We start from the raw sequence: 11,592 nt of genomic DNA, 5'->3' as shown, positions 1-11,592 counted from the left end.
GATAACTACAAATAAAAATTTCAAAACTGCAAATAAAAATAATCAAAGTGCAATTAAACTAAGAATACACGTTCTAAAATAGCAAATCATGATGTTTTTAGTTCTTTTAAGCAAAAATACCGATATTTGATAGCACCAAACAAGCTTGTTATAATCAAAATAAGAACAAATATTCGTTAATAGTGAGAAGTACCAGATTAATAAAATGTCTAAACGAATAAGGAGGAACAGTTTTGTCAAATAGCATAAAACATAGAAAAATAATTTTAGATCTAGCGGTTACATTAGATGGTTTTATAGAAGGGAAAAACGGAGAAATTGATTGGTGCATAATGGATCCTGAAATGGAATTCACAAATTTCCTAAATGAAATTGATACGATTTTATATGGTCGAAAAAGCTATGATTTGTGGGGGAATTATAATCCAAATATAGATGACTCTGAATCCGATAAAGAAATGTGGAATTTAGTACATAGCAAGGAAAAATATGTGTTTTCCAGAACTCAATCAAAAGATGAAAATAATGCAACATTTATAAATGAAAATATAATTGAAGAAGTAAATAAATTGAAGGAAAAACCCGGCAAAGACATCTGGTTGTATGGAGGATCAAGCCTTATTACATCATTTATAAATTTAGGTTTAGTAGATGAATTTAGATTATCAATTCATCCCGTTATATTGGGTGAAGGAAAACCTTTGTTTGTTGACATAAATGAGAGAAAGAATTTAGTTATGATGAATACAAGAACGTTTTCTTCTGGAGTTGTACAGGTAACTTATCATTTGAATGAGGAATAAGTTTTTTAAGATAAATGGAAAACTAAAGAAATTTTTATGTATTTTACTTTGTTATTAATTGTTTATTTTATAAATAAATTAATTTTTTATAGATAATAATGATATCCTAACTAGCAGAAGCTTCATTAATAGGGTAACAAAAAAAGAGGATGATCTAAGGACCTTCCTCTTTTTGCTAAAAAAATATTAGCTAAATGAATGTAAATATAGTTTTATAGGAAATTGGCAAAACAAACTTTAGGTTTACTTTTATATTATATTAAGAATAAATTAGGGACACTTAGCAAATTACCATATATAATTAGTAAAGCCGAATCAAAAGGCGTATGTGAAAATTAATAACAATGGTTCAGTTGGAAAGTGAGAAAAATTAATTATGAAATATGATTTAGTTTTTGATTTAGACGATACATTAATTCAAACCCAAGCCGCATTTCGGCATAATGTAGATTTATGTTCGAATCTAGTACATCAAGCGCTAGATGAAAAAGTAATAATAAATGACATTAAAGAAGTTTTTAATAAAATTGATTTAGAACTAATAAAAGATATGGGGTTCAGTAAAGCGCGATACCCTTATGCATGGGAATCAACTTTAGATTTATTGGCAACACGGTTTAATTTAGAGATATCAAGTATTGTCAATGATCAATTACAATCATTAGCAAAAACGATATTTAAAGTAAATATTCCACTGCAAAATGACACATTTATAATAGAAGAATTATCAAACCATAAAGATGTAGCAAGTATGACAATATTGACTTTAGGTGAAAAAGACGTACAAACAAAGCGAGTAATGGATACTGGATTAGTGCATCATTTTGATAACGTATTTATTACAAGTAAAAAAGATATAAATACCTATGTGGAGTTAAATGAAAAATTAAGTAATCCAGTAATGATCGGGAACTCTCTTAGAAGTGACATTGTACCTGCTTTAGATGCAGGGATGAAAGCAATTCATATTATTAGAGATTCATGGTCATATGATGAAATTGAGCATAATCACAGAATAGAGGGTATTAAGTCACTTGTCGAAATAAAATTACTTTTATTTGGTAATTTAGTAAACCTCTAAGGGCTGTTTTTCTTATTTTTTAATAGTTCAATTAACATCTCTTTCAAATTATTCAATCATGTTGTTGAACTTAGTCATGAATTAGATCAACAACAAGGAGGATGATCTTTAATCGATCATCCTCTATTTTACATATGGGTGATAATTGAACTAGCATTTTGATAATAGATATCTTAATAATAAATAAACATCTTGAGTTAATACATAAATGAATAACATAAATTAAATCAATTTTAAATAGTGAATTAAAATAGCTAGAATAAAGAAGTAGTTTTTATTGCACTTTTAAAAAAATTATTTGCGGAGGATAAATATGAATTTTGAACAAATGGAGCATATTGTCACTGTCGAAATTGAAAAGTCGATTACAAAAGCAGCAGAAAAACTATTTATATCTACTCCAGGTTTGAGTCAGTCTATTACCCAACTTGAAAACGAGCTTGGAATAAAAATTTTTAATCGATCCAAAAAAAGTATTACGCCAACTTTTGAAGGTGAAATAGTGATTTCAACAGCAAATTCAGTTCTAGAAACTATAAATGAAATGAATAAAAAACTGAGTATATATAAAAACAATTATCAAATGCATTTAAAAGTAAAAATTGCACCTGCTTTTTTTTATATACTTCAAGATTTTTTGGTAAAGCTTAATCTAGAAAATGAAGATTTAACCTTTGAATTAGTCGAACAAAATCCTACAAAGATTATTGAGAATTTTAATAAGGAAGATTATGATTTTGCGTTTATCTCTGCATCAGTTGATGAGTTGAAAAAAGCTAAAAATATTACTTATAAGCACATTTACAAAGGACATATATGTATAGCAGTTGGAAGAAACTCACCCTTTTATACATCAGACTTTGTAACTCCAAATGATCTAAAAAATACTAAATTAGTAACTTATGAAACATCTGATTATAACCAGATTTTAAAATTTACGAAAATAAATCCAGAGCAAGTGATAATCAGTTCAAATAGGACTAGCATGCTTTTAAAGCTAGTAAAAGAAAGTGATGCAATTATATATCTTCACGACTTTACACTAAAGAATTCTCCAATGGTATTAAATGGAGATTTGAAAATAATCCCAATGAAGGATAAACAGATGCAATTACTTGAACTTGATTTTTGGCTAATCTATTTAGAAACAAGAGGTTTATCGAATTTGTATAATGAGTTTCTTGAAGATTTTATAGAGCATTTTAAAAAAGTATAATTCATAAAAGAAGTAATCGCTGGGTGCACTTCAAGGTTGACTCCTTAAACCTAGTAACACATACTTTTTGTTGGTAATATCATGGCGTACAAAAAAATTCATAATCAGTTAATTTCATATAAAGAAGGTTATACAATACTGAATTATAAAAATAACAATATGAAACAGTACATAGATACAACTATATATATTCCATCTAAAAAAGATTTTTTATGAGGGTATATTAATAAGTGTAAATAATAGAATCTTTGGTGATAATTAGATTCTTTTAAAAAATTATGATGACGACAATAATAATCGCACTGTTTTCTGCTACAATTGCATTTTTTATTCAAAATTGATTAAGTAAAAAGTAAGTTAATACTAATTAATGCCTTATAAGTTGAAGTAGATTACCTTCATCTAGGACTAATTAGTTTTACATCCTCCATCAATGGCAAAACTAATGATAAAAGGAGGATGCAAAAGTGACTCAAGATCGATTTGAAGAAGCATATGAAATGTATAGAAATCAAAGTGATGACGAACAAATGATGGTGGAGGAATCAGTAAATCAGGACAAGGAACATATTGTTGCTGTTCGTAAAAATGAAGATGGTGATTTAATTGGTTTCAGAACAAGTTTTAATCGTGAACTAGATTATCTTCAAGCTTTACAGGAAGCTAAAAGCGGGAAGTTAGCACATGTAGATGTAATCCATAAGTATGGTCGTGATATCCTCAGAAGTGAACCGGATGGAATAGCAGAGAATAATTTGAGTAATTTACCTGAGTTTTAAGTCAAAAATGAAGTAAACCCACTAGGAATTTTCCTCGTGGGTTTTTTATTAGGTCTACTCATTTGTCATCAATTGATGTATAGCTTGTCCACTCTTTAAGAAAATAAGTCTTAGAACAATTGTAAGTGGGAAGTCACTTATTCTGTTCTATTAAGTCTATTTAATCTTGGTAATTGGAATTGTTCGCCGTTTGCTTCTTCAGTTCCAGCGCCTTCGTTGTGTTCGGAATCTGTTCGGATTCTGCTTCTTTTGATTTTGCTGTCTCTGATTTTAATTCCTTGCTGTCCGCCTAATTCATCGTTATCTCTTCCAGCAATACCGCTTCTACCATTTCCATCTGCAAATTGTGAACGATCATTTGCTGTTTGGCTATTATCTCTAGCATTTTGTCCGCCTTGATTTGCGTTCATTCCAACATTCCGGTTAATTTGTCCTCCGCCTTCAGCTCTTTGTTCGACTTGGATGCGGTTCTCTTTAATTTCTATGTTAAAAAAATTAAAATTGATTGAACCATCTTGATTAGCTGCTGCAAGCACCTCTAGGATTTCTTCTTTTAAAGCTTTGAAATCATCAAATTCTGCTGCCATAGTAAAAAAACACTCCTTTCTATCCTTACTTTCACTATATTCACTTTTAATAGTTTCTGATTAGACATTTAATAGTTTCTTCAATTTTTTAAATACTTTAGAGAAAGTTTACAGTAAATTATTTATTTACCCTGAAATTCCCACAATAAATTGTTGTTTTTTCCAAGTAACAGGTACAAATTACACAGAATAATTCATTATTTCACATTTAAATCATAGATTAGTAATGGAGTGTGATCTAGTTGAATCCTTTTTTAATAAAAATAGTAAAATCATTTTGTGGTGTAGTTGTTATCGACCTGTTATTACTTATTTATTGCTTGTTACTAGGTAGCTATTTTCATATTTTACATTCATTTACTTGGTTCGGATTTAAAATAATTGTTTTACCGTTTAGCCTTTTAGCATTTATTATTTCAATTGATTATTTTAGTAAAAAAATAGAAATCGAGGTATCAGAAGAAATTGATGATCTTGAAGAAATTGAAATTGAGCATTCAACGAGAATGGAAAAATACCATCAGGCAGAAAAAAATTGAACTGAGGTGGTAAAATGGACCTCGAAAATATCGTTTTACGAAATATTGAAGAGCGGATCAATCGTTTAAGAACGAAACAAGATGAAGATGGCTCTTGGGAATTTTGTTTTGAAGGTTCATTACTAACGGATAGCTTTATGATTTTATTAATGAAGGATCTTGAATACAAAAATCAAAAGGTGATTGATGGGATTATTGATCGTATCATAAATCTTCAACATTCGAATGGAGCTTGGAAATTATACGAAGATGAAAAAGATGGAAACATTAATGCAACAGTACAAGCTTACATAGCTTTATTAATCTCAAAAAAGTATACAAAAGAACATTCAAGTATGAAGAAAGCTGAAAAATTTATTCGTGAAAACGGTGGTATTAAAAAAACGCATTTTATGTTAAAAATGATTCTAGCTACTCATGGTTTAATTGAGTATCCTAAATTATTTTACTTTCCAATGAGTTATTTTTTGCTACCGGATAAAATGCCGTTAAGTTTATTTGATTTAAGTAATTATGCTAGAGTTCATTTAGTTCCAATGATTCTTTGTATAAATAAGCGATTTAAAGTGAAATTGGATGACGATCTAAATATCGATCATCTTCTGGAAACTAGTGAGGTAGAATGGTTTTACGAAGAGCGAGGGAGTTTTTATCAATTTTTACTTGAGGAAGGTAAGAAGCTAGCTTCATATCCTCTCTATTTTCACCAGAAAGGAAATGAAAAGGCTGAAAGATTTATTCTGGATCGTATTGAAACAAATGGAACTTTTTATAGTTATGCTAGTTCTACGTTTTATATGATTTATGCTTTAATGGCTTTAGGCTATGAAGCAACTTCATCTGTCATTCAAAATGCGCTACAAGGACTTCTTTCATATGCAGCCGATACTGAAGCGGGACTTCATATTCAAAATTCGCCATCAAAAGTTTGGGATACTGCATTATTGTCATATGCAATTCAAGAAGCTGGTCACCAGGTAAGTGATCCGATTGTTTCGAAATCAATAGACTACCTAATTAAGAAACAGCAAAATATGAATGGTGACTGGAAGGTTCATGCTAAAAATTTAAGTCCTGGTGGTTGGGGCTTCTCTGATGTTAATTCTTTTATCCCGGATAATGATGATACGGGCGCAGTTTTAAGGGCATTAACAAGAAATGCTTTGGATCAGTCCTCAATTCATGAAAGTTGGTTAAGGGGAGTTCATTTTTTACTTGGACTTCAAAATGACGATGGTGGTTGGGGAGCTTTCGAAAAAAATGTAACGAATAAATGGTTAACATTTTTACCGATTGAAAATGCAAAAGATGCAATCATCGATCCTTCAACTGCAGATTTAACTGGACGTATTTTAGAATTTATTGGACACTATACGACGATTTCAAACGATGATCCGATTGTGAAAAGGACAGTTAATTGGCTTTTAAAAAACCAAAAATCAAATGGTAGTTGGTATGGTAGATGGGGTATTTGTTATATTTATGGGACTTGGGCAGCCATTACTGGTCTCAGAGCCGTCGGAATTCCTAAAAATCATGAGGCAATTAAAAAAGCTGAGAAATGGTTAGTAAGTATTCAAAATGAAGACGGAGGTTGGGGAGAATCGGGTCTTTCACCTGTTAAAAATAAATATGTTCCTTTAAAATTTAGTACACCTAGTCAAACAGCATGGGCAGTTGATACTTTACTTTCAATTCGTAATAAAGAAGATGAAGTAATTAGAAAAGGGATTAAATTTTTAACTACTCAAAGTGAATTATCAAATAAAGCATTAACTTATCCAACTGGATTAGGTTTACCTGGTCAGTTTTATATTCACTATCATAGCTATAATGAAATTTATCCACTATTAGCACTAGCACACTATAAAAATAGTTAAATAATACTATTATGTAAACAAAATAAATTTATTTTTGGAAATCTTTCCATAAATGTCTTTTCTTTATCATATAAATATAGTAAACTGTTTTATATTGAATATAACTAAATAATCCTTATCGAGAGTGGTGGAGGGACTGGCCCTTTGAAACCCGGCAACTTTAGCGACAGCTAAAAAGTGCTAAATCCAGCATGTTTAAAACATGAGAGATAAGGCGTGATCTGTACTTAAACGTCATTCTCTCATTTTTTTGGGGGAATGGCGTTTTTTATTTTATCTAAACGGGAAGTGATTGAATGGGCTTATTGGAAAAGTTACAAGATGGAATTGTTTTAGGTGACGGCGCAATGGGAACACTTTTGTATTCTGGCGGACTTCACAGCTGTTTTGAAGAACTTAATATTACTGAGCGTGATCGAATCATTCATATACATGAACAATATATAGATGCTGGCGCAGAAGTGATTCAAACAAATTCGTACGGTGCTAATGCTGGAAAATTGAGGCAATATGGTTTGGAAAAGCTGGTTAAGCAAATTAATCAAATGGCTGTTAGAAATGCTAGAGCCGCATCAAAAGGAAGAGCTTTAGTAATCGGTGGTATAGGTGGAATGAAATATGTAGGTTCTACTTTTACGACACCTTTAGAACGAGAAATAATGCTACTTGAGCAAGCTTCAGCTTTACTAGAAGAAGGCGTAGATGGGATCATGCTTGAAACATTTTATGATGAAAATGAATTATATGATGCTGTAAATCTATTAAGAGGAAGAACGGATTTACCAATTATTGCACAAGTAACATTACAAGAAATTGGCGTCATGCAAAGTGGCCAATATATCGAAAAAATTCTTCCTAATTTAATCGATTTGGGTGCAGATGTAGTTGGAATCAATTGTCATCTAGGACCACTTCATATGTTGGAGTCATTAAATACCGTTTCACTACCAACGAATGGTTATTTATCGGCATTTCCTAATTCAGGATTACCACTATACAATGAGGGAAAATACGTATACAAATCGAATCCAGAATATTTTGAAGATATGGCAAAACCATTTATTGAACAAGGTGTAAGATTAATCGGTGGATGTTGTGGTACAACACCAGCGCATATCGCTGCTTTACGTAGTAAGATTGATACTTTACAGCCTGTTACAAAAAAAGATGTGAAAAACAGAACAATTAAAATTACAATCCCTAAGCAAGAAGGACAAAAGAATGAAACTCTAGCAGAAAAGGCAAAAAAGAGAACGACGATCATTGCAGAGCTAGATCCTCCAAAAACATTACAAACTAGAAAGTTTTTTGAAGGAGCGAAAGCCTTACATAGCGCAGGGGCTGATGCAATTACGCTAGCAGATAATCCATTAGCTTCACCTAGAATCTCGAATGTGGCGATGGCATCACTGCTTCAAAGATTGGATGTACCAGTCTTGACCCATTTAACTTGTAGAGATCGTAATATGATTGGACTTCAATCTCATTTAATGGGGCTATCAACTTTAGGGTTAAATGAAGTTCTTGCTATAACAGGTGATCCAGCAAGGGTAGGAGATTTTCCTGGTGCAACTTCAGTATATGATGTAGCATCACTTGAACTAATTCGAATGATTAAAGAAATGAATGAAGGTAGACTATATTCCGGTAAAAGCTTAGGAAATGGAACGAGATTTTCTGTCGCTGCAGCTTTTAACCCGAATGTTCGAAAATTTGATGCGGCAATTAAAAGACTTGAGAAAAAGGTCGAGGCGGGAGCGGATTATTTTTTAACGCAGCCTATTTATGATTTTGAAACGATTGATAAGTTATATGAGGCAACTCGTCATATTAAACAGCCAATTTTTATTGGGATTATGCCATTAGTTAGTAAGAAGAATGCTGATTTTATCCATTATGAAGTTCCAGGCATTACTTTATCTGAAGAGGTAAGAAACAGAATTTCATCAGTTGAACCGGAAAGAGCAGTTGATGAAGGTAAAAAAATCGCAAAAGAGCTTATTGATTATGTTAAGGATAAATTTAACGGCATTTATTTTATCACTCCATTTTTGAAGTATGAAATAACAGAGGACTTAATTCAATTTACTAAAAGCAGCAATAAAGAGGAGATTCAACTATGAAAACTTTAGATATCGCATTAAAAGAAAAAATATTACTTCTTGATGGAGCAATGGGTACGATGATCCAGCAAAGAAATTTAACAGCAGAAGACTTTGGTGGAGAAGAATATGAAGGTTGTAATGAATATTTAGTTGTTACAAGACCGGATGTTATACAAGAAATTCATGAGGAATATATATTTGCTGGGTCTGACATAATCGAAACGAACACATTTGGAGCAACAAATATTGTTTTATCTGATTATAATTTACAGCATTTAGATATTGAATTAAATGAAATTGCAGCAAGGATTGCAAAGAAAGCTGTTGTGGCATCGGGTAAAGATGTATATGTAGCAGGTGCGATGGGGCCAACAACAAAAGCAATCAGTGTTACAGGTGGTGTGACTTTTGATGAATTAATTACTGCATATAATCGACAAGCAACTGGCTTAATTAATGGTGGAGTAGATGTTTTATTAGTTGAAACTTGTCAAGATATGAGAAATGTTAAAGCTGCTTGTATTGGGATTAGTAATGCATTTAACGAATTAAATAAAAAATTACCAGTTATGATTTCCGGGACGATCGAACCAATGGGGACAACATTAGCAGGTCAAACAATTGATGCTTTCTATTTAGCCATTGAACATATTTCTCCTATTTCAGTTGGCTTAAACTGTGCAACAGGACCTGAGTTTATGAGAGACCATGTTCGTTCATTGTCAGATCTATCTGAGACATTTGTTTCATGTTATCCAAATGCTGGTTTACCAGATGAAGACGGACATTATCATGAGTCACCAGAATCTTTAGCGCACAAAGTACGTGATTTTGCTGAACAAGGATGGATTAATATTATAGGTGGTTGTTGTGGAACAACTCCGGAACATATTAGGGCAATGAAAGAAGCGATAAGTGGAATAACTCCTCGTCAACCCAAAAAAAGAGAAGACCATGCAGTTAGTGGTTTAGAATCACTTCGATATGACGATAGTATGAGACCACTTTTCGTCGGTGAAAGAACAAACGTTATTGGATCGCGTAAATTTAAAAATTTAATAGCTGACGGAAAATTTGAAGAAGCTTCAGAGATTGCTAGAGCTCAAGTGAAAAAAGGTGCTCATGTCATCGACATTTGTATGGCAGACCCTGATCGTGATGAAGTTGAAGATATTGAAAATTTCATAAAGCAATTAGTTAATAAAGTAAAAGTACCAATCATGATTGATTCAACTGATGAAAAAGTAATTGAATTAGCACTGACTTATATCCAAGGTAAAGCGATTATTAATTCGATTAATCTTGAAGATGGGGAGGAGCGATTTGAGAAGATTTTACCTTTTATTCATAAATATGGTGCTGCAGTTGTAGTTGGTACGATTGATGAAGATGGAATGGCTGTATCGGCAGAAAGAAAATTAGAAATTGCAAAAAGAAGTTATCAACTATTAACTGAAAAATATAAAATTCGTGCGACGGACATCATCTTTGATCCGCTTGTTTTCCCTGTTGGAACAGGTGATACGCAATATATCGGTTCTGCAAAAGCGACCATTGATGGCATTAAATTAATAAAAGATGAATTTCCGGAATGTTTAACAATCTTAGGTTTAAGTAATATTTCATTCGGTTTACCAAATGCTGGACGTGAAGTGTTAAATGCTGTTTTCTTGTATCATTCTACAAAAGCTGGTCTTGATTACGCGATTGTAAATACTGAGAAACTAGAACGATTTGCTTCAATTCCTGCAGAAGAACGTGAGCTTGCTGAGGATTTATTATTCCATACGTCTCAAGAAACATTAGATAAATTTGTTGAGCATTTTAGAAATTCAGTAAAGAAGGAAGAAAAACCGAAAGAACAGCTTCCGATAGAAGAAAGATTAGCTGAGTGTGTAATTGAAGGTTCAAAACAAGGATTAATAGGAGATCTACAAGCTTGTCTCGACCGTGGTGACACACCGTTAAATATTATTAATGGTCCACTAATGACAGGGATGGATGAAGTTGGAAGACTTTTCAATAATAATGAGCTAATCGTAGCTGAAGTATTACAAAGTGCAGAAGTAATGAAAGCATCTGTAACCTTTTTAGAGCAATTTATGGAGAAAACTGAAAGCTCTAGAAAAGGGAAAGTCATTTTAGCAACTGTTAAAGGTGATGTTCATGATATCGGAAAGAACTTAGTTGATATTATTTTGACGAATAATGGCTTTGATGTTGTCAATTTAGGCATTAATATTCGACCAGATGATTTAATTACAAAGATTCGTGAAAACAAACCAGACATTATTGGTTTATCAGGCTTATTAGTAAAGTCTGCTCAACAAATGGTTATTACAGCTGGTGACTTAAAAAGTGCAGGAATTAACACACCGATATTAGTTGGTGGTGCTGCATTAACTAGAAAGTTTACTGAAAACCGTATTCAGCCAATTTACGATGGATTAGTTGTTTACTCAAATGACGCGATGACTGGTTTAGATTTAGCAAATAAAATTGTTAATCCAGATGAATTAAAAGCATTAGAAGAAAAGAAGAAGGCAATTAAAAAAATAGACAATGTGATTGAATTACCTGTTCCTGAAATTAGTACAAAGAG

Annotated in this window: 9 protein-coding genes and 1 riboswitch; of the genes, 8 read left to right on the top strand and 1 reads right to left on the bottom strand. The window is 32.0% G+C overall.

From position 1 onward, the window contains the following. Positions 1–233: 233 nt before the first annotated feature. From CN514_RS12550 to CN514_RS12535, 4 genes are all read left to right on the top strand, one after another. A complete protein-coding gene (locus CN514_RS12550; protein WP_098232882.1) occupies positions 234–803 on the top strand; it encodes a dihydrofolate reductase family protein in 570 nt (189 codons plus the stop codon). A gap of 376 nt (positions 804–1,179) precedes the next feature. Further along, positions 1,180–1,884 (top strand): HAD family hydrolase, encoded by a 705-nt coding sequence (locus CN514_RS12545; RefSeq protein ID WP_098232881.1) that lies wholly within the window; start codon positions 1,180–1,182, stop codon positions 1,882–1,884. Between the two features lie 313 nt (positions 1,885–2,197). Continuing rightward, positions 2,198–3,100: a LysR family transcriptional regulator gene (locus CN514_RS12540; protein WP_098232880.1), complete on the top strand. Its 903-nt coding sequence runs from the start codon at positions 2,198–2,200 to the stop codon at positions 3,098–3,100. A 530-nt stretch (positions 3,101–3,630) separates the two neighbouring features. After that, a complete protein-coding gene (locus CN514_RS12535) occupies positions 3,631–3,879 on the top strand; it encodes a DUF3892 domain-containing protein (RefSeq protein WP_435817654.1) in 249 nt (82 codons plus the stop codon). A 137-nt stretch (positions 3,880–4,016) separates the two neighbouring features. On the opposite strand, the gene CN514_RS12530 is transcribed toward CN514_RS12535, so the two are convergent. Beyond that, positions 4,017–4,466, bottom strand: a complete 450-nt coding sequence (locus tag CN514_RS12530) for a hypothetical protein (RefSeq protein WP_286141664.1) — start codon at positions 4,464–4,466, stop codon at positions 4,017–4,019. A 242-nt stretch (positions 4,467–4,708) separates the two neighbouring features. Between CN514_RS12530 and CN514_RS12525 the strand changes: the two genes are divergently transcribed. The 4 genes from CN514_RS12525 to metH all read left to right on the top strand — a co-directional run. Further along, complete coding sequence (locus CN514_RS12525) at positions 4,709–5,005, top strand: hypothetical protein (RefSeq protein WP_098232878.1); 297 nt, start codon at positions 4,709–4,711, stop codon at positions 5,003–5,005. Between the two features lie 14 nt (positions 5,006–5,019). After that, positions 5,020–6,885, top strand: coding sequence for a squalene--hopene cyclase (shc, locus tag CN514_RS12520; RefSeq protein WP_098232877.1), 1,866 nt, complete (start codon positions 5,020–5,022; stop codon positions 6,883–6,885). 112 nt (positions 6,886–6,997) lie between these two features. Then, positions 6,998–7,101, top strand: a riboswitch (SAM riboswitch). An 80-nt stretch (positions 7,102–7,181) separates the two neighbouring features. Then, the gene (locus CN514_RS12515) at positions 7,182–9,008 is read left to right on the top strand and encodes a bifunctional homocysteine S-methyltransferase/methylenetetrahydrofolate reductase (RefSeq protein WP_098232876.1); all 1,827 of its coding nucleotides are present in this window, start codon (positions 7,182–7,184) and stop codon (positions 9,006–9,008) included. Then, the coding region (metH, locus tag CN514_RS12510) for a methionine synthase (protein ID WP_141529366.1) at positions 9,005–11,592 on the top strand (2,588 nt) is incomplete at its 3' end. The genes CN514_RS12515 and metH, both read left to right, overlap by 4 nt.

Source organism: Bacillus sp. AFS001701 (assembly GCF_002559405.1).
Lineage (GTDB): Bacteria > Bacillota > Bacilli > Bacillales > Bacillaceae_G > Gottfriedia.
This window is presented reverse-complemented; position numbering and strand designations above follow the sequence as displayed.

Bases quoted from the DNA above. Each gene is read 5' to 3' on its own strand.
- CN514_RS12530 (WP_286141664.1), bottom strand. From the start codon at position 4,466: ATGGCAGCAGAATTTGATGATTTCAAAGCTTTAAAAGAAGAAATCCTA.
- CN514_RS12515 (WP_098232876.1), top strand. From the start codon at position 7,182: ATGGGCTTATTGGAAAAGTTACAAGATGGAATTGTTTTAGGTGACGGC.
- CN514_RS12545 (WP_098232881.1), top strand. From the start codon at position 1,180: ATGAAATATGATTTAGTTTTTGATTTAGACGATACATTAATTCAAACC.
- shc (WP_098232877.1), top strand. From the start codon at position 5,020: ATGGACCTCGAAAATATCGTTTTACGAAATATTGAAGAGCGGATCAAT.
- CN514_RS12535 (WP_435817654.1), top strand. From the start codon at position 3,631: ATGATGGTGGAGGAATCAGTAAATCAGGACAAGGAACATATTGTTGCT.
- CN514_RS12540 (WP_098232880.1), top strand. From the start codon at position 2,198: ATGAATTTTGAACAAATGGAGCATATTGTCACTGTCGAAATTGAAAAG.